The sequence below is a fragment of the Psychrobacter sp. Pi2-52 genome, assembly GCF_904846705.1.
Taxonomy (GTDB): Bacteria; Pseudomonadota; Gammaproteobacteria; order Pseudomonadales; family Moraxellaceae; genus Psychrobacter.
In genome coordinates this window covers 22,918-45,303 of sequence record NZ_CAJHBS010000009.1, presented here as the reverse complement: position 1 = coordinate 45,303, position 22,386 = coordinate 22,918, and the positions used below count along the sequence as shown (strand labels likewise).

The 22,386-nt window shown below is 44.0% G+C and carries 18 protein-coding genes and 2 riboswitches; of the genes, 9 read left to right on the top strand and 9 right to left on the bottom strand.

Going from position 1 to position 22,386, the window contains the following annotated elements; translation table 11 throughout:
* Positions 1-19: 19 nt before the first annotated feature.
* Entirely contained in the window at positions 20-832 is an 813-nt protein-coding gene (locus tag JMY00_RS06770; protein WP_201579574.1) for a phosphodiester glycosidase family protein, read from the top strand.
* Between the two features lie 140 nt (positions 833-972).
* Here JMY00_RS06770 and JMY00_RS06765 read toward each other — a convergent pair whose 3' ends face one another.
* From JMY00_RS06765 to JMY00_RS06745, 5 genes are all read right to left on the bottom strand, one after another.
* The gene (locus JMY00_RS06765; protein WP_201579573.1) at positions 973-2,169 is read right to left on the bottom strand and encodes a globin domain-containing protein; all 1,197 of its coding nucleotides are present in this window, start codon (positions 2,167-2,169) and stop codon (positions 973-975) included.
* 315 nt (positions 2,170-2,484) lie between these two features.
* Positions 2,485-3,708, bottom strand: coding sequence for a VWA domain-containing protein (locus JMY00_RS06760; protein ID WP_101205694.1), 1,224 nt, complete (start codon positions 3,706-3,708; stop codon positions 2,485-2,487).
* A gap of 153 nt (positions 3,709-3,861) precedes the next feature.
* A complete protein-coding gene (locus tag JMY00_RS06755; protein WP_057760758.1) occupies positions 3,862-4,725 on the bottom strand; it encodes a MoxR family ATPase in 864 nt (287 codons plus the stop codon).
* A gap of 299 nt (positions 4,726-5,024) precedes the next feature.
* The gene (locus tag JMY00_RS06750; RefSeq protein ID WP_201579572.1) at positions 5,025-5,621 is read right to left on the bottom strand and encodes a hypothetical protein; all 597 of its coding nucleotides are present in this window, start codon (positions 5,619-5,621) and stop codon (positions 5,025-5,027) included.
* A 261-nt stretch (positions 5,622-5,882) separates the two neighbouring features.
* Positions 5,883-6,203, bottom strand: a complete 321-nt coding sequence (locus JMY00_RS06745) for a YcgL domain-containing protein (RefSeq protein ID WP_057760762.1) — start codon at positions 6,201-6,203, stop codon at positions 5,883-5,885.
* Between the two features lie 249 nt (positions 6,204-6,452).
* Positions 6,453-6,592, top strand: a riboswitch (glycine riboswitch).
* A gap of 69 nt (positions 6,593-6,661) precedes the next feature.
* Positions 6,662-6,810: riboswitch (glycine riboswitch) on the top strand.
* A 168-nt stretch (positions 6,811-6,978) separates the two neighbouring features.
* Between JMY00_RS06745 and gcvT the strand changes: the two genes are divergently transcribed.
* The 5 genes from gcvT (at position 6,979) to JMY00_RS06720 (ending at position 13,627) form a co-directional block, all read left to right on the top strand.
* The gene (gene gcvT / locus JMY00_RS06740) at positions 6,979-8,160 is read left to right on the top strand and encodes a glycine cleavage system aminomethyltransferase GcvT (RefSeq protein WP_201579571.1); all 1,182 of its coding nucleotides are present in this window, start codon (positions 6,979-6,981) and stop codon (positions 8,158-8,160) included.
* 117 nt (positions 8,161-8,277) lie between these two features.
* Positions 8,278-8,658: a glycine cleavage system protein GcvH gene (gcvH, locus tag JMY00_RS06735; RefSeq protein WP_057760766.1), complete on the top strand. Its 381-nt coding sequence runs from the start codon at positions 8,278-8,280 to the stop codon at positions 8,656-8,658.
* A gap of 352 nt (positions 8,659-9,010) precedes the next feature.
* Positions 9,011-9,769 carry a nitroreductase family protein gene (locus JMY00_RS06730; protein WP_201579570.1) on the top strand — a complete coding sequence of 253 codons (759 nt, stop codon included), beginning with the start codon at positions 9,011-9,013 and terminating at the stop codon, positions 9,767-9,769.
* Positions 9,770-9,833: 64 nt separating this feature from the next.
* A complete protein-coding gene (gene gcvP / locus JMY00_RS06725) occupies positions 9,834-12,731 on the top strand; it encodes an aminomethyl-transferring glycine dehydrogenase (RefSeq protein ID WP_201579569.1) in 2,898 nt (965 codons plus the stop codon).
* 206 nt (positions 12,732-12,937) lie between these two features.
* Positions 12,938-13,627 (top strand): alpha/beta fold hydrolase, encoded by a 690-nt coding sequence (locus JMY00_RS06720; RefSeq protein WP_201579568.1) that lies wholly within the window; start codon positions 12,938-12,940, stop codon positions 13,625-13,627.
* Between the two features lie 95 nt (positions 13,628-13,722).
* On the opposite strand, the gene JMY00_RS06715 is transcribed toward JMY00_RS06720, so the two are convergent.
* The 4 genes from JMY00_RS06715 to JMY00_RS06700 all read right to left on the bottom strand — a co-directional run bounded on the left by JMY00_RS06715 (position 13,723) and on the right by JMY00_RS06700 (position 17,640).
* Entirely contained in the window at positions 13,723-15,078 is a 1,356-nt protein-coding gene (locus JMY00_RS06715) for an HRDC domain-containing protein (protein WP_240990677.1), read from the bottom strand.
* A 135-nt stretch (positions 15,079-15,213) separates the two neighbouring features.
* Complete coding sequence (recR, locus tag JMY00_RS06710; protein WP_201579567.1) at positions 15,214-15,807, bottom strand: recombination mediator RecR; 594 nt, start codon at positions 15,805-15,807, stop codon at positions 15,214-15,216.
* A 117-nt stretch (positions 15,808-15,924) separates the two neighbouring features.
* The gene (locus JMY00_RS06705) at positions 15,925-16,254 is read right to left on the bottom strand and encodes a YbaB/EbfC family nucleoid-associated protein (protein ID WP_045445429.1); all 330 of its coding nucleotides are present in this window, start codon (positions 16,252-16,254) and stop codon (positions 15,925-15,927) included.
* Between the two features lie 111 nt (positions 16,255-16,365).
* Entirely contained in the window at positions 16,366-17,640 is a 1,275-nt protein-coding gene (locus tag JMY00_RS06700; protein ID WP_201579566.1) for an O-succinylhomoserine sulfhydrylase, read from the bottom strand.
* 446 nt (positions 17,641-18,086) lie between these two features.
* Here JMY00_RS06700 and JMY00_RS06695 point away from each other — a divergent pair, with 446 nt between their 5' ends.
* From JMY00_RS06695 to dusA, 3 genes are all read left to right on the top strand, one after another.
* Positions 18,087-19,721, top strand: a complete 1,635-nt coding sequence (locus JMY00_RS06695; protein WP_201579565.1) for a phospholipase D family protein — start codon at positions 18,087-18,089, stop codon at positions 19,719-19,721.
* A 222-nt stretch (positions 19,722-19,943) separates the two neighbouring features.
* The gene (locus JMY00_RS06690) at positions 19,944-21,248 is read left to right on the top strand and encodes an MFS transporter (protein WP_201579564.1); all 1,305 of its coding nucleotides are present in this window, start codon (positions 19,944-19,946) and stop codon (positions 21,246-21,248) included.
* Between the two features lie 131 nt (positions 21,249-21,379).
* On the top strand, positions 21,380-22,363 hold the full coding sequence (gene dusA / locus JMY00_RS06685) for a tRNA dihydrouridine(20/20a) synthase DusA (RefSeq protein ID WP_201579563.1): 984 nt from the start codon (positions 21,380-21,382) through the stop codon (positions 22,361-22,363).
* The last annotated feature ends 23 nt before the right edge of the window (positions 22,364-22,386 follow it).

The following is a 22,386-nucleotide window of genomic DNA, read 5'->3' as shown; positions in this document are numbered from 1 at the left end:
ATTAAAAGACGCGTGATTGATGCCAAGTTCTATTTTTAACTTATTCTTATCAACGATAGTGCTTGCGCTAGGCCTGAGCGCTTGCCAGCAGACAAATACCAATGCGACTAGTAGCGATACCGATAGCTGGTCATGTCAGACTAAAGACACGCCCTTTGCTTATAGTATTTGCCGTGTCGATGCTACCGCGTTAGCGAGCGAGCGTTATTCATTACAACTGTTTTGGCAATCCTCTGATAACAATGAGCCTCTGCTGACCTTTGATGCGTTATTGGCCACATTACCGAATCATGAGACCCTCAAATTTGCGATGAATGCAGGCATGTATAATGAAAACTATGCGCCGATTGGCTATACCGTCATCGAAGGCAAAGAACTCAAATCGCTAAATACAAAAGAAGGTGGCGGTAATTTTCATCTATTACCTAATGGGGTTATGTGGTGGGACCAAGCTGGCAACGTGCAAATCACCGAAAGTAATGCGTTAAATGAGCAGATAAGCAATGGTGATGTGCAGCCTTGGTATGCGACGCAGTCGGGTCCTATGCTGGTCATCAATGACGAGATACACCCAAAGTTCAACCCTGATAGCAGCTCAATCAAACTGCGTAATGGTGCAGGTGTTTGCCGTGATGGCAGTATACAGCTCGTTAATAGCTATGAGCCTGTGACCTTTTATCAGTTTGCAGAACTATTTAAGAATGAGTTAGGTTGTTCAAACGCGCTGTTTTTAGACGGTGGTATTGCCTCAGCATTGTATGCGCCTAGTATCGATAAGCAGGATAAAAAAGAGATGGGCGTGATGATTGGATTGGTTGAAAATAAAGAGTAATACGCATCTATATTTCAATGTTAATATCTAACTCCTATTGCTTCTTATATTGCGTTCAATAAAAAGCACTTGAAATGACGTTGTCATTCAAGTGCTTTTTTTGTTATTGGTAATAATTAATGGCTAACAATCGCTAAAAACTAACCACCCAAGCTCATTTTAGGGCCAAACGGTTCGTAGTGAACGCTATCGGCACCATGATCTAATGCTACCAACCCATCAATCATACTTTCCATAAATGGCATCGAGCCGCACACATAGATATCAGCAGGCTTAGGCAAGGTAGCAAGCCATGTCTCATCTAATATCTGCCCAGACTCAAAGTAAAAGATATGTTTTTCTACGCTCTCAGCCTGTTCGAGTAATACTTCTACCTGATCAGAGAAAGCATGATGGGCGATATTTTGACATGCATAAACCCATATAATAGGTCGTTTAGGATTGGCTAATACTTGCGCCTCTAGCATAGACAGTACAGGCGTAACCCCGACCCCTGCACTCATTAATACCAATGGAATATCATTTTGCTGTACCAAATCTTGATTGAGCGCAAAGTCACCAGCTGGTGCCGATAATAAAACCGTATCACCGACTTCTAGTTGATCATGCATATAGTTAGAAACCAACCCATGATGCTCATTACGGTTATCACGTCGAACAGCAAACTGAATGCCTGCATCAGTACTGGCAGAGTATAAAGAATAATGACGTAAGGCTATATGGTCGCTGTCTTTTGGGTCTGTTTTCACCGTGATGTATTGACCAGCGGTTAAGGTCAATTTGCTCAGGTCAATATCTTGATTACTATCTTCATTGTCGTTCACTGGCACTATTGTAAAGGCTGCGATATCCGTAGCAGCCGCTACCTTTTCGGTCACTTTAAAAGGCGCAAACCCCTGCCACATTGCTTCTTCATACATGCCATGTTCAATCTGGATAAACACGGAGGCGATCTCATCATAAGCTTCTGTCCAAGCGGTAATGATGTCGTCAGTGGCTGCCTCTCCTAGCACTTCTTTTATCGCCCCAATTAGATGTTTGCCGACGATAGGATAATGCTCAGGTAATATCTGTAAGGCTCTATGTTTATGGCTAATCTGGGTCACTTGTGGCAATAGCGTAGCCAACTTGTCCAAGTGCTTGGCAGCAGCCAATACCGTCATTGCTAGTGCCGTCTGCTGTCTTCCCAATTTTTGATTGGTCTCATTAAAAATATCTAACAGCTCAGGGTGCTCATTAAACATATTTTTGTAAAACACAGTGGTAATCGCAACGCCATGTTCTTCAAGTACAGGAACAGTTGCGGTGACGATTTCTAACGTTTTTGGTGAGGCCATGTTGTTTCTCTTAGTCATTAACTGCATTGATAAATTGAAATGTTAAAAATAATCCGTCTAAACTGGCAATAATGAGCAGACCTTTTTACAGTGGTCGTCAAAATCTTTAGCAGTTCAATTCAGAATATTTATAACATTCATTTTAAATGAATGTTAACACACTTTGTTAGGCATACCAATATACAATTAATATCGATCTTATTTGCATCAACAAAAAAACAGCCGCTATGTTGTCATAACGGCTGCTTTTATAAAGATTTAAGCTGTATTAGTAGGCTCTATTTATTTATTCATCAATCAGGCTGAATAACAAAATTACCGCGCCATATATTGAGTCATTTCTTCAACACCATGTAGTGTCATCGGGTACATTTTATTTTCAAACAGCTTTTTGATCTCAACGATGGTTTGTGTATATTGCCAATATGATGGGTTTTCAGGATTGAGCCAAGTGACTTTATCAAAATGCTCAAGTACGCGCTTCAGCCATACGATGCCCGCTTCATTATTCATATATTCTACGCTGCCGCCTACTGTCATCAGCTCATAAGGTGACATCGATGCATCACCGACGAAGATAACACGATACTCACGGCCATATTTATTGAGTAGCTCAAACGTTGGCATCGGCGCACTATGGCGACGATTGTTGTCCTTCCACACATAGTCATACAAACAGTTATGAAAATAAAAGAACTCTAATGTTTTAAATTCATTTTTTGCCGCAGAAAACAGTTTTTCGAGCGCTTCGACATGGATATCCATACTGCCACCCACATCAAACAACATCAGCACTTTGACGCGGTTACGGCGCTCCGCTTGCATATGTATATCGAGCACCCCCTTTTTTGCCGTACGCTTAATCGTCTCATGAATATCTAGCTCGTCAGCACTGCCGGTCCGTGCAAACTGACGCAGATTGCGTAGCGCCATTTGAATTTGGCGAGTACCGAGCTGATTATCGTCATCGAGATTGCGATATTTACGCTGCTCCCAGACTTTTGCTGCGCTACGTTTGCGAGACTCACCGCCGACGCGCACTCCTTCTGGATGGTCACCATAGGCACCAAATGGCGAAGTGCCGCCCGTTCCTACCCATTTACTACCACCTTGATGACGCTCTTTTTGCTCTTTTAACCGTTCCTCTAACGCCTTCATCAGCTCTTCAAGCGAGCCGTACTTTTTTAGTAGGCGTCTTTGTTCTTCAGTCAGATTCTTTGGGTCGAGCTTTAGATCCAGCCATTCTTTGGGCACGTCCGTTAGCTTGGCTAATAGCTCATCCATATCGAGACTATCGACACCTTCAAAATAATCCGCCATGGCTCGATCGAACTTATCAAAATGGCGCTCGTCTTTGACCATGCACAGTCGAATCAGCCGATACATATCTTCGCGGCTAGCAAAAGTAGTCAGTGCTGGATCTTCAGGATGCGACTGCATCATCAGCCCTTTATCTAACGCGGCATTGAGATCGAGCAGCTCGCGCGTACTGACTGGCACGCCGTAAGTACGCAAGGTATAGAATAGTTTGATAAACATAAGAGTCGTATCACTTATTGGCTGATATTATTATCTGGTGATATTGCTGATATCATTAATTGGTACAGTCACAGGTTGAGCGCTTACGCTGACTTTTACATCAGACATTCGATATTGGATATAAAAGGTTAAAGCCAACGCAAGCGGCAAACATTATCGACGCATCATATTGGCAAAACGCTGTAATAAACTCACATCTGCCTCGTTTTTGAGCAACGCGCCATATAATGGTGGGATAGACTTTTCGCCGCGCAGATTTTCTTCTAGCTCGTCCTGAGCCATATCATCAGCAAGTAACAAGGTTAACCAGTCGACCAACTCAGACGTTGATGGCGGCTTTTTAAGACCTTGAATACCACGCAGTTTATAGAAAATATCCAACGCATCATTGACCAGTTTTTCTTGAATGTCTGGAAAATGCACTTCGATGATTTGGCGCATAGTTTCTTCTTCTGGAAAGTCGATATAATGGAAAAAGCAACGACGCAAAAACGCATCTGGCAGCTCTTTTTCATTGTTTGAGGTAATAATAACTACTGGACGCTGCGCCGCAGTAATAGTCTCGCCCGTCTCATAAACATAAAAAGACATCTTATCAAGCTCATGTAGCAAGTCATTTGGGAACTCGATATCGGCTTTATCAATCTCATCAATCAGTAGTACGCTACGCTCTGTACTGGTAAAAGCGTCCCACAGCTTGCCCGGCTTGATATAGTTGGCAATGTCATAGACCTTGTCATCACCCAACTGCGAATCGCGCAGGCGTGATACTGCATCATACTCGTACAGTCCTTGCTCAGCCTTAGTCGTCGATTTGACGTGCCAAGTAATCAATGGCATGCCCAAGCTCTCAGCAACTTCTTCGGCAAGCAACGTCTTGCCTGTACCAGGCTCTCCTTTGATCAGCAATGGCTTTTGTAAGGTCATGGCGGCATTTACGGCCAGTTGCAAATCATCGGTAGCAATATAACTACTGGTACCAGTAAAGTTTTGCTTAGTATTGTCAGCTGTGGTCATAATCAGATCTCGATTGTTGTTATAGATGAGTTGTTATAAATGGATAGGTCTAAAACATAAATGACTAATAAAGGATAAATTAGTAAAGAATAAATTAGATTAGCACAGCCTGATGCATTGCCAAAATACTCATGCGTTCGCATTTATTAACAATTGTTATGTTCAGTTCATAGTGAGCAATTATTTATTTGCCTAATAAACAATCGAGCACAAAAAAAGACACGCAGCGGTGTCTTTTTATTCGGGTATAAAATAAATTCTAAAACAATAGTACTATCTTAATACCTAGCCTATTTTTATCACTTATCAGACGTATCGCTATCCGTTTTCTTAGCCAATGTACTGTCTTTTTTTAAGCTCACGTTAGTGTCGGGCTGTTCGGTTACGGTAGCGCCTTCTGGCAAATAACTGCCTGTGGTCATTTGCAATGTGGCCTGTGTATCTTCTGCGCTGCGACTACGGGCTTTGTCCAAACTTGATGCAAATGCGCTGCGTATCAGTTGCCATACAAAACCAACAAACAGCCCTGCGACCAGTATCACCAATATCGGCAGCATATTGGCAACTGCGCCTGCGTAATCTTTCATCATTACAGCATAGACGACGCTAATGCTGGCTGGTGCAAGCTCGCTCGGATCGCCAAGTGCTGTACCTGGTGCTAGCAATACTGCAAACAGAACCATCCAGCTCATTCCACCTAGCGGCTTTGGCAGTACACGAGCAACGAGTATCCATAGCACTAGTACCAAAACAGCACCGCCCAGATAAGCATACATAGGCAAATCAGCGGGCGGGACATCCTTTACCATTTGGCCCCACCAAATGGCAATCTCACCGAGAATGTCACTGATAGACTCTAGCGGTAAGCTATGTAAGATATTTTTTAACCAGTCCATGCGTGTTTATTTACCTGCGTTTATCGCCGGTGACACAATCTGTGTCTAGCGGTATATGTGCGTTCTGTAGAACCAGAATGAGGCCAACTACATAATGAACTTATGCATTATGTAGGCTTGTATGTACCTTGCGTAGGGTGTCAGTTTATCACGACTCTCTACTCAAATGCATGTGAGCAAGTGTGTCGTAGGTTTTTATTGACGCCGTTTTTAAGGTAGCGCATTGATATGTCCTACCACAATTACTTGCTGACAAATCTATTAATTGTAGATGCTGTCCTGCGATTCACGAGCACGCAGCTCTGCTTGGCGGCGCATCACGTCTTGCGGCGGCAACTGCACAAAGTAACCTTGAGACTGTAATTTTGCCAGTACTTCTTCTTTATCGACACGAGCGAGCTTATCTTTAGTTGATAAGTCCAAATGCATGACGAACTTACTACGGCCTAAACCTGCACGGAAATCTTTTGGTAATACGCCAAGCCAGTCTTTGATCTCATCAGTATCGTCAGGATAATCAGGACGCGCAATGTAGATATACATGTCGTCATGTTTTGGAAATTTATAAATATCGCAATGCATAAAAACCACCTATCAGAAACTATGGGCGTAGGTTAGCATATTTCAGGCAAATACCAGTAGTCGCTTTGCGTTTTGCTATGGTAATTTTTGTCAAAACACACAGACAAAACGCTGATATGAGCGATAAAAATATCATTGTAAAACATAACCTATTTGACAGACTTCCCTATCAAAACATTATTTTTGCCAAATTTATTTATTTTAATGGCTTTGATGACTTGTAAAAGCGCTTTGAACCTTTCATAATAAAAGCGTTTTTCAGGAGAGAGTTTATCAGCATCGTTTTTGTATTAAACCCTATTGGTTATACAACTATCGCAATTGCTAGATAACCACCGAAGGCGCATCCACCCTGCCAATCGCTCAGGTAAAAGGACTGAAAAACGCATGTCACTGTTGTTTGATAGTGTTTAGTAGTATGACGCTCATAGCGCACTACTTTTTTATCAAACATAAGGCATAACAAATCTGGAGAGTGGTAAGAACGGACGACGTCTTACCCACCGAAGGGGAGAAAATACGCTATCATCGATGATAGGGCTCATACAACTGCCCAAAAATGATGGTTCGTGTTGAAAATCTCAGGTCACAGGACAGATAGGGCTTTAGCTCAAACTGACGTATAGCGTCTGTTTGGCTTACGTCTTCATCTTTGCTTTCTGTGTCACCCTTTGATGTGATATTTGCGCCTTGCAATATTGCTTCTCGCTACTTTTACGTTGCGCATCACTCCCTACTCTGCCGAGTACGACTGATGTACACATAAGGATTTGTTATGACTGATACCCATTCTCAAGACTCTAGCAGCACCCAAGCCCCTCAGCGCACCCCTTTTTACCAATCTCATATTGATAGTGAGGGCAAACTGGTCGATTTTTCTGGTTGGGAATTGCCAATTCATTACGGTTCACAAATCGAAGAGCACGAAGCGGTACGTACAGATGCAGGTATGTTTGATGTCTCACATATGGTTGTGACTGATATCAAAGGCGCTGATACCAAAGCATGGCTACAAAAACTGCTCGCAAACGATGTCAACAAACTCACTACCGCTGGTAAAGCGCTGTACTCTGGCATGCTCAATGAGCAAGGCGGCGTTATCGATGATTTGATCGTCTACCTGATGAATGCAGAAGAAACTGAGTACCGCATCGTCTCTAACGCAGCCACTCGTGACAAGGATTTAGCACAGTTTAATAAAGTCGCCGAAGGTTTCGATATTACGATTACCGAGCGACCTGAGCTTGCTATGCTTGCCGTGCAAGGTCCAAATGCTATTGCAAAACTGGCTCAGGCCAAACCAAGCTGGACAGATACCTTAGCAGGACTAAAACCTTTCGTTGGTGCTGATTTGACCGATATCGAAGGCACTGATTGGTTTGTGGCTCGTACCGGCTATACTGGTGAAGATGGCGTCGAAGTCATTATGCATGCCGATGATGCCCCTGCTTTCTTTGAGCAGCTAAAAGCAAATGGCATCAAACCTGCCGGTCTTGGCGCACGTGATACCTTGCGTATGGAAGCAGGCATGAACCTTTATGGCCATGACATGGACGAGACCATCAGCCCTTACGAGTGCAACATGGGCTGGACGCTAGCGCTCAAAGACGACCGCGCCTTTGTCGGTCGTGAAGCATTGGTCAGCAAACGTAAGCAGTCAAAAGAAGACAACACCGCTATGAAGCAAGTGGGCTTGCTATTGACCACGCGCGGCGTATTGCGTGAAGGCATGACAGTGACTATCAATCAAGGCACTGATAACGAGCAAACTGGCATTATCACCAGCGGTACATTCTCCCCTAGCCTAAAAAATTCAATCGCGATTGCTCGTGTACCTACCAGCTTATCAGAAGATGACAGCGTACAAGTCGATCTACGCGGCAAAGGTAAATTCGTCGATGTACGCGTACTAAAGCTACCTTTTGTCCGTAACGGCAAGCAACAGTTTGACTCTTAGGTCTTATAAATTCTATCATTAGAGCGCGTTGTCATTTTGCGCGCAATTATAAAAATGGCAACACGCCTAGCCTCCATTATTTTTGTTAATTAACCTCTATCACTTAGGAGAGAGACCATGAGCAACATCCCAGCAGAGCTAAAATATATTGCTAGTCACGAGTGGCTACGCCTAGAAGACGACGGTACGATCACTGTTGGTATCACTGACCATGCTCAAGATCTATTGGGTGATGTGGTATTCGTTGAGCTACCAGATGTGGGCGATATCATCGCTGTTGATGACGAAATCTCAGTTGTTGAATCAGTAAAAGCGGCTTCTGACGTTTATGCCCCTATTTCAGGTGAAGTGATCGCTATCAACGAAGCACTAGAAGATGATCCTGAAATCATCAACTCTGACCCATACGGTGAAGGTTGGTTCTTCAGAATGAAGCCTGACAACATCGCTGACTACGAAGCATTAATGACTGCTGACGAGTACGAAAGCGACTTATAAGCTAAGCACGTAAGCTAATCATGCTCTCGCAAGACATTAACATTTGTAAGATATTAGCTCGTACAAAGCACTAGCCCCGACTAAACAACATAGATACTGGCAGCAGCTGGTATCTATACTCCCTATTTAAACGATTTAAAAACCTTTCTCATTAAAAGTATTGTCTTAGTGACCATGCTTGTTATTTGAAAGTAGCTTTATATATAGATCTCCAACAATCATTATCGTCCGATGTTATTGCTACCAAGCGTTATCTCATTGACTCGTATTGATCACCTCTTCGAATTCCAATGAATACGTGCTATCAATAACGACGCAAACTGATAACCCAATTCTCAGCATGGATCCCAATATGAATGCCAACACCGATAATAAAGACCCCATCGCCACACCAAACCATACGCCGCAGCTACAAGCCTTTCGCGATATCGTAGAATCACGCCGTTCCGTGCGCCGTTTTACTGACACGCCCATCCCTGACGACGTACTGGCAGACTGTCTGCGTTTGGCCATGCTAGCACCAAACTCTAGCAACTTACAGCCGTGGGAGTTTTATGTTATCGATGATGCTGACAATCGCAAACGCGCCATCAAAAACTGTATGAACCAAAACGCCGCAAAAACATCAGCCCGTTTGATTGCCATCGTTGCTCGTACTGATGTTTGGCACGATCACGCTAAGCAAGTATTGCGCGAATATCCTGACCAGCCAGTGCCAAAGAAAGTGAAAGACTACTACAACAAAGTCGTCACAATGGACTTTTTGCGCGGCCCAGCCAACGTGGTTTCGGCTGCAAAATGGGGCGCGACGCAAGTGGTCAGACGCGTAAAAGGCCCAATCAAATCGCCTTATTATACCTTTGAAGACACCAAAAACTGGGCAACCAATAACACCGCCCTTGCCGCCGAAAACCTAATGTTGGCACTACGTGCTCATGGTTTTGATAGCTGTCCTATGGGCGGCTTTGATGAGCCTGCCATGAAAGCGTTGCTCAATCTTAGCGACGACCATCATATCGTTATGATGGTTGGCGCAGGTGAGCGTGCTGACAATGGCGTTTACAACACTCAGTTCCGCTTTGATCAAAAACAGTTTGTGCATTACGTATAACGTACCGCTCATATTATTCCCTTAATTGCTATTTTGTTTATTACTCCCTTAACCAAGGATTGTCATGACTATCTCTCAAAACCCATCGTTTGATACCTTTCAAGGATTGTTCAACGAAGCTGAATTTGTCTATCGCCACTTAGGTTCGAACGAGACCAAGCAAGCTGACCTACTCAGCGCTGTTGGTTATAAAGATATGCAAAGCTTTATCAATGACACTGTGCCTGAGCCGGTACGTTTGCACAAAGAGTTGGATTTGCCAGTAGCGATGAGTGAGCATGCGGCACTTGCCAAACTACGCACTATGGCAGATGACATCACCGTCAATAAGAGCTATATCGGTCAAGGCTACTCTCCTGTTCGTATGCCTGCGGTCATTCAGCGCAACGTCCTTGAAAATCCAGGCTGGTATACCGCTTATACGCCTTACCAAGCAGAAATAGCTCAAGGTCGTTTGGAGGCATTGCTGAACTTCCAACAAGTATGTATCGATTTGACTGGTCTTGAGTTAGCTGGTGCGTCATTACTTGATGAAGCAACGGCAGCGGCAGAAGCAATGGCGATGTCAAAGCGTGTGAGCAAAAGCAAATCAACACAGTATTTCGTCGATGAGCGTGTCTATCCACAAACGCTGGATGTTATCAATACTCGTGCGAAATACTTCGGCTGGGAAGTCGTTGTTGGTGATTTTGAAACGGCTAAATCAGGCGACTATTTCGGTGCGCTATTCCAGTACGTTGGTGCTGAAGGCGACGTTAAAGACTTAACAGACGTCATCAGTGCAGTAAAAGAAAACAAGACTTACGTCAGTGTCGTCAGTGACATCATGAGCTTGGTGTTATTAAAATCACCAGCCGATATGGGTGCTGACGTAGCGCTAGGTAGTACTCAGCGTTTCGGTATTCCAATGGGCTTCGGTGGTCCACACGCCGCTTACTTTGCGTTCTCCGATAAAGCAAAGCGTTCAGCGCCTGGTCGTATCATTGGTGTCTCAAAAGACGCACAAGGCAATACAGCATTACGTATGGCTCTACAAACGCGTGAGCAGCATATCCGCCGCGAAAAAGCCAACTCAAACATCTGTACCTCACAAGTATTACTAGCTAACCTCGCTGGTATGTACGCGGTATATCATGGTCCAGGCGGCGTAAAACGTATTGCTACTCGTATTCATGCGTTTGCCACTGCGTTTGCTGACGCTATCACAGCATCTAACGACAGCAGCTTGAGCGTGGTACATGATCAATTCTTCGATACAGTCGTGGTTGATTGTGGTTCAGAAAAATTGGCTACTCAAATTTTCAAAAATGCAGACAACGTCGGCTACAACTTATGGCGTTTAAGCGACACCAAATTGAGCGTTGCCTTTAGTGAAACCAGCGATCAGCAAGACTTCAACACGTTGACTCAGCTATTCGTCAACAAGTCACATAATCTACCTGAAACAGCTCGCGTCTCTCTAGATAGCGCACACCTACGTACGGATGACATTTTGACTCATCCAGTATTTAACTCGCATCACACCGAGCATGAAATGCTACGCTACCTAAAGTCGCTTGAAGACAAAGATTTGGCGATGAACCGCAGCATGATTTCACTGGGTAGCTGTACCATGAAGCTAAACGCCACCAGTGAGATGCTACCGATTACTTGGCCTGAGTTTGCCAACGTGCATCCTTTTGCACCGCGCGATCAAGTCACTGGCTATATCGCGATGATCGATAGCTTGCAAGATCAATTAAAAGCCATTACTGGTTTTGATGATGTCTCTATGCAGCCAAACTCTGGCGCCTCTGGTGAATATGCTGGTCTGTTAGCGATTCGCCGTTATCATGAGTCATTGGGCGAAACCAATCGCGATGTTTGCTTGATTCCTATGTCGGCGCACGGTACCAACCCTGCTACTGCCATGATGATGGGTATGCAAGTGGTCGTGGTCAAAACTGATGAAAATGGCAACGTTGATATCGACGACTTAACCGCCAAATGTGAAGAGTACAGCGATCGCCTAGGTGCGCTAATGATCACTTATCCATCGACGCATGGTGTATTCGAAGAAGGCATCCGTCATATCTGTGATTTGACCCACAAACATGGTGGGCAGGTCTATATGGACGGCGCGAACATGAATGCTCAGGTAGGCATGATGCAGCCTGCAGACGTTGGTGCTGATGTACTACACATGAACCTGCACAAAACCTTCTGCATCCCGCATGGCGGCGGTGGTCCAGGTATGGGCCCTATCGGTATGAAGGCGCATTTGGCAAAATTTATGGCCAACCATACCTTGAGCCCTGTACACAATGCACAAAAGGACTGCTCAGCAGTATCAGCAGCACCTTATGGTTCAGCGAGCATCTTACCTATCTCATGGATGTACATTGCTATGATGGGCCGTGATGGTCTATTAAAAGCAACGGAGCTGGCATTACTGAACGCCAACTACGTAGCAGCCGAATTAAAAGGTCACTACCCTGTCTTGTATGCAGGCAAAAATGGCCGCGTGGCTCACGAATGCATCATCGATATTCGTCCGTTAAAAGAAGAGACTGGCATCACAGAAAGCGATATCGCTAAGCGCTTGATGGACTATGGTTTCCATTCGCCAACGATGAGCTTCCCAGTCGCTGGCACGCTTATGATTGAGCCAACAGAGTCTGAATCAAAAGAAGAGTTGGATCGCTTTATCAGTGCGCTAAAATCTATCAAAGCTGAAGCCATGAAAGCCAAAGCTGGTGAAGATAACTGGACGCTAGAAGACAACCCATTAGTCAATGCACCGCATACGGCTGCTATGATTACTAGCGAAGAGTGGACGCATCCTTACAGCCGTGAGACTGCTGCATTCCCACTGCCGTACATCCGTGCAAACAAGTTCTGGCCAAGTGTCGCTCGTGTCGATGATGCTTATGGTGACAAGAACTTAATGTGCTCTTGCCCAAGTATCGAAAACTATATGTAATTATTATTTCGGATAGTTATTCTCTGTAGTAAAAAACCTCCAAGTCAGCAGCTGACTAGGAGGTTTTTATTTGTCTGACTTTTTATCTATTACGTTAGCAGGTAATATTATCAATAAAATAAACGATAAGAACTCAATGTAATAAAAGCTTATATTGATAATAAGCTATTTATCTTAAATTTCTGAAGCAACCATTGGACACTGCTATGCAACATAAAGCGCCTAAACAAAAAACTCGCGTCATTCTAATTCACGGGCTACACCAAACCCCATGGATCATGCGACCATTAGCCAAGCGCCTGCAAGCAGCAGGATTTGATACCCATCAGTATGGCTACCGTAGTATGCGTGATGGTATCAAAACCAATAGCGCTCGCCTAAATAGCTGGCTAGAAACAAACCATCACCCAGATCATCCTATAGATTTGGTCGGGCATAGTTTAGGCGGTTTGATCATTCGTGATTTTGTCGCTCAGTACCCAAAATGGCAAATTGGACGTTGCGTGACGCTAGGGACACCACATATAGGCAGTGTTTGTGCAGATTATATCTGGCGATTAACTCCTGCTGTCGTAGGTCGCTCGTATGTCGACGCCCTCGACGGCACAGTCGCGCCATTGCCCAAACATGTAACGCTAGGCGTTATCGCTGGCAACCGCCCTTATGGTCTAGGTCAGCTATTCTTACAATATCATAATCGCAAACTGCGCAAATCTGACAAGCCACCCCTTAACGAGCAGCTTGCACATGACGGGACAGTATATATAGAGGAGACGAAAATAGAGTCTGCAGCTGATCATATCATCATGCCAGTCTCACATACTGGCATGCTAGTAAATCCAGAGGTCGCCGAGCAGACTCGATACTTTTTAGAGCATGGACGATTTAAACGCTAAGAGCTGTATGAATACTTGAAGGTCAGTTCTCATTTTTGTCGAACGATTTCTTGTTAAACGGTGCCTTATTAAACACCGTATTATCGAACGATTCCTTATTGAACACGAATACCCATGCCCTGCTGCAGTTCGGTTTTATGCTTTTTGATGACTGGAATTAAGATTTTAACAACCCAATCGTTACGCCAACCTTTTAGCCCTTGCGGCAGTTCGCTCACGTCTTTATCAAGAGCAACCACTTCATATAATTGCCCTAGCCATTTTTTGCGCATCAATACGCTAGCAGGTATACCAATCTCACGCGCATGCTCATCAATCGCTTGCTGCACTGCTTTCGATAATACTTTATTTTTTGAGCGATATGGTGGCACTAGACAGTCTGGATGCTCTGTAGGGGGTAGACTCTTGGCATCTCTGATTACTTTCAGCAGCTCTTCGCCATATAGTCGCAGCATACTACGGTGCATGGTTGTTTTGTGTGCCAGCTCGCGCATACTGTTTGGCTTTTCAGTGACAATCTCACGTACTGCTTGTTTTTTTATCACAAAGGTACGGGGTTGATTGGTCGCACGTGCCAGCTCTTCTCGCCATGTAGCCACTCCTTTGAGTATCGCCATTTGCTGCGAGTTATAGCGATAATCTGCCATCGTTAGATACATCGCTTCATCTTCGACGTGTTGCGTGTCATACAAATCACTGGCATAGAGCTGACAGTCGGCCCAGACATAATCATATAAACCTTGCGCCTTAAGCTCATGCTCGATACTGAGATACAGCGCTGGCAAATAACGCACATCATCGATGGCATATTGCTCTTGCTCATCTGTCAACGGACGCTGGAGCCAGTCAGACTGGCTGTGTTCTTTATCAATATGCATATCTAGCTGATCGGCCAGTGCCTGCTGATACCCCATTTGCAATTGACCCGTTAGATAAGACAACGCTATTTGCGTATCAAATATATTGGTCAATGGCGGACAACCAGACAACAGATAAAAAATGCCCAAATCTTCGCCGCAAGCGTGCCAGATAGCCACATCTACTTTGCGTAGCGCTTCCCACAGCTTAGTTAGTTGTAGCTGCGGTGCATCCAGTAGATAAACATGATCGCCAGTATTCAACTGCACCAGTGCCAAGCGCGGATAATAAGTATCACGCTTGATAAACTCAGTATCTAAGGCTACGCGTCCGCAAGTCGCTAAGGCATCAATAACTTCATCTAAATCGCCTTGCTTACGTACCCAAGTAATAGCAACGTCATCGGCAATATCCAACAGTGCATCAATATCTAGCACCTCAATATCAGGTACTTCAACATCTGGATTATTAGCAGCTGACTCAGATGAAGTGGCTGCTGACATTGGCTCAGTATTAGCGGCTTCTTGTAATAAGCCATCATTGGTATCAGAAGCATTTGATTGAGCTGAGGCGTTTGAAACGTTATTGGACACGGGCAGATACCTGCATTAATAGGAGAAAATAAAACGCTAAACCGCGCCTTAATAAAATTAAAAGATAAACAATAATAAAGTAATTATAACAATTCCAAGAAATGAATTGGGTAAGACTTTGAAGCAATCAAAACATTATAAAAAAGAACGATTTTGCATGGCTTGACCAAGCGTCATACTATCCAAATACTCAAGCTCGCCGCCCATCGGTACACCTTGAGCTAAGCGCGTCACTTTATTGACATGACGACTGACTGCCTCACTGATAAAGTGCGCCGTAGTCTGACCTTCGACAGTCGTACCTGTTGCAAGTATTAGCTCTTCGACAGGCTCTTGCTTCACTCGCCATACGAGCTGATCAATATTTAAGTCATCGGCGCTGACACCATCAATTGGCGATAGATGCCCGCCCAACACGAAATAACGACCACGGTAACCAGCTGTCTGCTCAATCGCCATCACATCTGCTGCTGTCTCGACCACACAGAGTAAACTGTCATCACGCCTAGGGTCTTGGCATAGCGGACATACAGCCTCATCACTAAAGCTATGGCAACGCTGACATTCAACAATATCACGCATGGCTTCATCTAGTGCTTGGGCGAGTGCCATACCTTGTGGGCGTTTTTTACTGAGCAGATGTAGCGCCATTCGTTGGGCACTTTTTTGACCGACGCCTGGCAATATACGCAGCTGTTTGACCAGCTGATCAAATTTGGCTGTAAGCAAAGTAGCTTCCTTTAGTTGACTTTATCTAACTGAATTTATAAATCGTAGCTATAAAAATGGGGTCGTATCGTATCGATAACAACCCCATTTTTGTCTTCAGTATGAAGTATTTAATGCTTAAAACATGCCTTGCATACCTGGTGGCAGACCCATGCCCGAGGTCGCGCCAGCCATCGTTTCTTCATATAGTGCATCTGCTTGACGAACCGCATCATTGATAGCAGCAGCGATAAGATCTTCGATCATATCTGGCTCATCTTCTAACAGACTTGGATCAATAGTCAAACGCTTAACCACATGACGACCAGTCATCGTTACTTTAACTAGTCCACTGCCCGCTTCTGCTTGCACTTCTTTGTTAGCAAGTTCTTTCTTAGCGTTTTCAACGTTCGCTTCTACTTTCTTTTGCATCGTTTGTGCTTGTTGCATCAATGCTTGAATGTTCATAGTTGCCTCTTTTGTTATTTATGGTTTGTATTTTATGCTAGTGCGTATAGTAATGAATAATTAATAACGTAAAGTTAATGCAATGCGTTAATGCAGATTATACCGCTATCTTTACAAACTGTCTAAACCACGTGCCAAGTCTTTGATAATATCTTCCACATCTTCTAGACCTACCGATAGACGAATCAGACCATCTTTGACACCAGCTTCGGCACGAGCCTCAGCAGTTAGACGGAAATGCGTGGTGGTTGCAGGATGAGTAATCGTGGTTTTGGCATCGCCCAAGTTATTGGTGATAGAGACCATTTGTGTTGAATCAATCACATGCCACGCCGCTTCTTTGGTATCACGGCTATCAGATGCCTTGACTTCAAAACCCATGATAGCACCATAGCCATCTTTCATATGATGCTGACGTGTGGCAAGCTCGTGTGCAGGATGATCACTCAAGCCTGAAAAGTGTACGGTACTGACATTAGGATGATTGACCAAAAATTCTGCCACTTGATTGGCATTTTGGCAATGCGCTTGCATACGTAATTTAAGCGTCTCAAGCCCCTTGGTAAATACCCAAGCATTAAATGGACTCATGCTGATACCGCCTGAGCGCACCACGGTAAACGCTTCTTGCATCAGTTTATCACTACCGACCAACGCACCGCCTAATACGCGTCCCTGACCATCCAGATATTTAGTCGCAGAGTGAATGACCACATCCGCACCCAAGTCTAGCGGGCGCTGCAATGCTGGCGTTGCAAAGCAATTATCGACGACGAGTAATATGTCATTGGCTTTACATAGCTGACTCAAATAACCGATATCGCAAATCTGTGCCAATGGATTACTTGGGCTTTCGCAATAAATCACCTTGGTATTTGGTTGAACGGCATTGGCCCATGCTTCATTGTCGAAGCAATCAACGTAGCTGACTTCAACACCAAACTTGGCCATATAATTATTAAACAGACCGATAGATGAGCCGAATAACTGGTTGGCCGCTAGCAAATGGTCGCCCGCTTTTAGGTATGCCAAGCACATGGTCAAAATAGCGCCCATACCAGAAGCTGTCGCAACCGCACGTTCACCGTTTTCTAATGCAGCCAAGCGACGCTCAAAAGTACGTACACTTGGATTAGTATGACGAGAGTAGACATTGCCTGTTTTTGTACCGTCAAAATGAGCAGCGGCATCAGCGGCTGAACGATAAACGTAAGAGCTGGTGGTAAAAATAGGCTCTGAATGCTCGCCTTCGTCCGTACGGTGTTGACCTGCCCGCACTGCAATGGTCTGCATGCCATAATCAAGCCCTAAATCTAAGGCATCGTTGCGCCAGTTTGGATCTAACTTGTTCAAACTGCTCTCATCATGGTTTTGCGACTGACTCATAAACGTTCCATTACTTTGGTTGGTATTTTATTGATTAGTATTTTATTGGTTGGTCTTTTAATTGAAATAAAATGACTGCTTATTCTTCTGATTATCGACCGAATTTATCAGCGTTATCATATCATGTCGACTTATTCCGCACAGCTGGTTTCAAATGGCCACTAAATATTATTTTCGAATACCGAAGATGTATCAATTCTACTGCTTAAAATATGCCACAGATATAATTAAACACTACTTAAAAAACAATGATTTCATGCGCTAAATCTAACAAAAATAACGTATTTATAATAGGCAGATATCGCAACAGCTGCTAAGCTTAACGACGATTTAGATTTTGCCACGCATAATACAACAACAGTCTGGTAATTCGTCTAAAAAGAGTGGTTTCAGCACTCTGAATCATTATTTATCAGTACATTTAGGCTCATTAAGGTAAATTCGTTATGTCGATGTTCAATATAGAACCAAGCAGCTTATCGTTGAGTCTAACCCTAGGACTGACTTTAGGTCTTAGTGCTTGCCAGAGTTTGCCCAAGCAGCCACATTTACCGGAAAGCCAAGCGTTATCAGAACGTGTACATGAGCTATATTCAGACGAGCAAACGACGCAAGGTGAGCCGATTAAGACCAGCAGTACTGATTTGGTCTCTGCTATTAGTGCGCAGAACGATATTCATCCTGACTTGTCTGGTTATCACCCAATCGTAACCGGAGCGAATGCTTTTGCTGCTCGTAGCATCTTGACAGATATGGCCACGCGCAATATTGATGCACAGTACTATATTTGGCATAACGATCAGGCTGGCCAGCTTCTATTAAAAGACTTATGGGACGCAGCTGAACGCGGCGTGATCGTGCGCTTATTGTTAGATGATTTTAATAATAGTGCCAAGTTTGACCAGCATTTATTACGTTTTGCTAGCCATCCTAACATTGCGGTGCGCATCATCAACCCTTTGATGCATCGTAAGTTTCCGACGTTGAACTATGTGACTGGTTTGCCGCGTATTAATCGCCGCATGCACAATAAGAGCATGACCTTTGATAAGCAGATTACTATCATCGGCGGGCGTAACATCGGCAACGAATACCTTAGTAATGACCAAAGCAGCCAGTTTGCAGATTTGGATGTCTTACTGATTGGTAAAGTCGTCGCAGATATTGATAACAGTTTTTATGACTATTGGTCATCGCCTTTATCATTTGATATCGAGACCTTAGCAAAATTTGATGATGACGTTACGCCTGATTTTTTAAAGGCCTTAGATAAGCTCGGTCTGGATGAAGAAAACAACGAAGGCAGCAGCTTGACTGTTTATAAAGCTGCGATCAAAGACTCGACGATTGATAGTGACTTGATTAATAAGCGTGTGCCTTTTCGTTGGACAGACATGCAGTTCTTAAGTGATGATGTTGGCAAACTAAGCAAAACGGTTCCTGCTGATACCAATTTGGTACATCAGTTGCGTAACTTGCTTGGTAGCCCAACCAAGAAATTGACGATTATTTCTTCTTATTTTGTACCGACCAAAGATGGCGTCGATACGTTGGTTAAACTGGCTGAAGCTGGTGTCGATATTAAGATATTAACCAACTCATTTGATGCGACCGATGTGACTGCCGTGCATTCTGGTTATAGCCAGTGGCGACCTCGACTGCTTCGTTCAGGCGTCAAAATATATGAGCTTAAATCGACCGCTGCTGAAGAAAAACGTGACAATAAACTGTGGCGAGCACGTAGTCAATCTTCGACCAGCTTGCACGCAAAAACGTTTGCAGTAGATGATTATCAAGTCTTTATCGGTTCCTACAACGTTGACCCACGCTCTGCCAATATCAATACCGAAATGGGCGTGATTATTAATGATGATGAACTAGCAAGGCAGTTGCATGGTGCTTTGAGCGACGATCTATTAAATCAAGCGTATGAGGTCAAGCTGCTAGACAATGGTAGTCTAGAGTGGCACACGATGGAAGATGGCAAAAAAGTCGTCTATGACTCCGAGCCACGAGTGGACATGGGTGACCATGTTTGGCTTACTATCATGTCTTGGCTACCCATCGACTGGCTGCTGTAATATGTAAACTCTTTTCTAAATAGTCCTTAAAAGTACAGGATGTGCAGTCTCGCTTCTGTTAAAGGCCAGATCCTGTAATCAAAGTTCCTAGTACAACACACAAAATTACTGTTTCGGCGAATCATTGTTTATATACTTTGATTTGCCGGTTTTTATCATGGCCGATTATCTAAACGATGATCGTCTTAATGGCCACTTTACCCTGTGGATGCGTGATCTATTATGCCGACTCGTTCTCAATACGCCCTGATGTCTAAAAAAGACAAAAATACAGTCATATTCGTAAGCTTTATCAGCGCTGTAATCTTTTTTGATTTTTTGATTTACTTGTATATCTCAGATATTGTTTCAGCGGCGATTTTTCCTGCTAATGCTGACCCTAGAGTTGCTAAACTGCAAGGAATGGGGCTTTTTGTTATCGGTTATTTAGCACGTCCAATCGGAGGTGTTCTCATCGGTCGTTATGGTGATATAAAAGGTAGAAAGCCAGTTTTATTGCTAAGTATAATAGTTACCGCATGTAGTCTCCTAGCAATGGCATTTTTACCCACTTATGCACAATGGGGGGCTGCTGCGCCTGCCTTATTTATATTGTTAAGAATCATACAGGGTATGGCGTTTGGTCTTTATGTACCGCTATCTTGGGTATTTGTAGCAGAGCATGTACCCAGACAATATCTGTCAGTTGCCTGTAGCTATGCGACTGCTAGCTTCTTTGTAGGTGTGCTGTTTTCAAATGCCTTTTTTATGTGGTTATCTAGCTTTATGACGACGACTGAGCTAACTGATTATGGTTGGCGTTTACCATTTTTAGTAGCGGCGGCTCTTAGTTTCTTACCACTCTTATTTTGGCGATTCATCGGAGAAACACCCTTTTTTCTGGCACTTACAAAATTAAATGCCGGCAAAAACTCAGGCAAGCCGCTTACCATACTCTTTAAACACTGCAAACACTCTGTGTTTGTCGGCATGGTGCTGACGTTAGTGATTTCTAGCATTACCTCTGTGGTTGTTCTACTATTGCCAGACTTGATAGAGATAAACTTTACGTTAGACAGCGATTTGTTTGGATTCTCCCATAGCTTGGGCATCGTATTTATGATTTTTGGCTGTATATTCTATGGGATAATTTCTAATCATGAGAATTTTGGTAAGGTTCTAGTAATTGGTTCGATACTCCTCATTGCTCAAATACTAGCCTTCTTTTATCATCTACAAGCAGGTGGCGATTACATTTTAATTATGTACGCGCTTTTGGGATTCTGTGCTGGTATTGTCGGTATGGTTCCTGCTATCTTGGTGCAATTGTTTCCAACCAACGTGCGTCTCACAGGTATCTCTTTTTGTTATAATGTGACCTACGGTATCGTTGGTGTACTGATACCTTTTGGTCTTGGTTATGCCACAACTTTAGTAAGCTTTTCACCAGCACTATACATTGCCTTTATTGGCTTTATCGGTATTATCATGGGGCTGTATTTCTATAATTTGCCCGAGCTGAAAAAGATTGACCACGTTATTGTATAAGTAAACAGTCAATCGCCGCTTCGCATAACGCTTGAAGCTGTGGAAACGCTTGAAAATAAGGTGCAATGGGTTGTCTCATCCATTGCACCTTCTCCATTTATTTAAGACACAAATATTAAGGCTTGATGACCATGGTTGATATGACCAACAAACGCCTCTCTGTTGCGCCAATGATTGATTGGACAACGACAGACTATCGTTACTTTGCGCGACTATTTAACCCGCACACGTACCTGTATACCGAAATGATTAGCACCGGTGCATTGATACACGGTAACCGCGCACGGCACCTACGCTTTGACACACTTGAGCATCCACTGGTATTGCAGCTTGGCGGAGCAGATATCAGTGAGATGACACAATGCGCCGAATTTGCTCAGCAATACGGCTATGATGAAGTCAATATCAATGTTGGTTGCCCTTCTGATCGTGTGCAACACAACAAGATAGGTGCCTGTCTAATGGCAGAGCCAAAAACGGTGGCTGACTTGGTCAAGCACATGCAAGCTGCAGTCGATATCCCCGTGACGGTCAAACACCGTATCGGTATCGATGATTTTGACAGTTACGAGTTTATGGTGGATTTTGTGCAGACCGTTGCGGCTGCTGGCTGTACGCGTTTTATCGTTCATGCACGTACCGCGTGGCTACAAGGGCTGAGTCCTAAGCAAAACCGCGAGATACCACCGCTACGCTACGAGGATGTCTATCGTCTAAAACAAGACTTTCCTGAGCTGGATATCGAAATCAATGGCGGCATCGATACAATTGAGGACATCCGAACGCACCTACAGCATATCGATGGCGTAATGATTGGCCGGGCGTTTTATCACAACCCGTATCTATTAGCAGAGGCCAATAGCTTATGGAACGAGGCAACGTCCGAGACAATACCTAAGCGCTCAGAGATTTTAGAGCAGCTATATCCTTACCTAGAAGAACAACTCGTAAAAGGCGAAGCGCTGCCAACGATGACACGGCATTATTTAGGACTCTTCCAAGGTCTGATGGGCGCGCGTAAGTGGCGTCAAGCATTGAGCGGCAAACCTCAGCTGACGATTGATGATATTAAGAGAGCTGCCGATGAAGTGCTATCATTAAATCCTGATGCATAATTTTATCGTCCAGCCAAATTTTT

Bases quoted from the DNA above. Each gene is read 5' to 3' on its own strand.
- JMY00_RS06770 (WP_201579574.1), top strand. From the start codon at position 20: ATGCCAAGTTCTATTTTTAACTTATTCTTATCAACGATAGTGCTTGCG.
- gcvT (WP_201579571.1), top strand. From the start codon at position 6,979: ATGACTGATACCCATTCTCAAGACTCTAGCAGCACCCAAGCCCCTCAG.
- dusA (WP_201579563.1), top strand. From the start codon at position 21,380: ATGGTTGATATGACCAACAAACGCCTCTCTGTTGCGCCAATGATTGAT.
- JMY00_RS06765 (WP_201579573.1), bottom strand. From the start codon at position 2,169: ATGGCCTCACCAAAAACGTTAGAAATCGTCACCGCAACTGTTCCTGTA.
- gcvP (WP_201579569.1), top strand. From the start codon at position 9,834: ATGACTATCTCTCAAAACCCATCGTTTGATACCTTTCAAGGATTGTTC.
- gcvH (WP_057760766.1), top strand. From the start codon at position 8,278: ATGAGCAACATCCCAGCAGAGCTAAAATATATTGCTAGTCACGAGTGG.
- JMY00_RS06695 (WP_201579565.1), top strand. From the start codon at position 18,087: ATGTCGATGTTCAATATAGAACCAAGCAGCTTATCGTTGAGTCTAACC.
- JMY00_RS06755 (WP_057760758.1), bottom strand. From the start codon at position 4,725: ATGACCACAGCTGACAATACTAAGCAAAACTTTACTGGTACCAGTAGT.
- JMY00_RS06690 (WP_201579564.1), top strand. From the start codon at position 19,944: ATGCCGACTCGTTCTCAATACGCCCTGATGTCTAAAAAAGACAAAAAT.
- JMY00_RS06705 (WP_045445429.1), bottom strand. From the start codon at position 16,254: ATGAACATTCAAGCATTGATGCAACAAGCACAAACGATGCAAAAGAAA.
- JMY00_RS06700 (WP_201579566.1), bottom strand. From the start codon at position 17,640: ATGAGTCAGTCGCAAAACCATGATGAGAGCAGTTTGAACAAGTTAGAT.
- JMY00_RS06730 (WP_201579570.1), top strand. From the start codon at position 9,011: ATGAATGCCAACACCGATAATAAAGACCCCATCGCCACACCAAACCAT.
- JMY00_RS06745 (WP_057760762.1), bottom strand. From the start codon at position 6,203: ATGCATTGCGATATTTATAAATTTCCAAAACATGACGACATGTATATC.
- JMY00_RS06720 (WP_201579568.1), top strand. From the start codon at position 12,938: ATGCAACATAAAGCGCCTAAACAAAAAACTCGCGTCATTCTAATTCAC.
- JMY00_RS06760 (WP_101205694.1), bottom strand. From the start codon at position 3,708: ATGTTTATCAAACTATTCTATACCTTGCGTACTTACGGCGTGCCAGTC.
- JMY00_RS06750 (WP_201579572.1), bottom strand. From the start codon at position 5,621: ATGGACTGGTTAAAAAATATCTTACATAGCTTACCGCTAGAGTCTATC.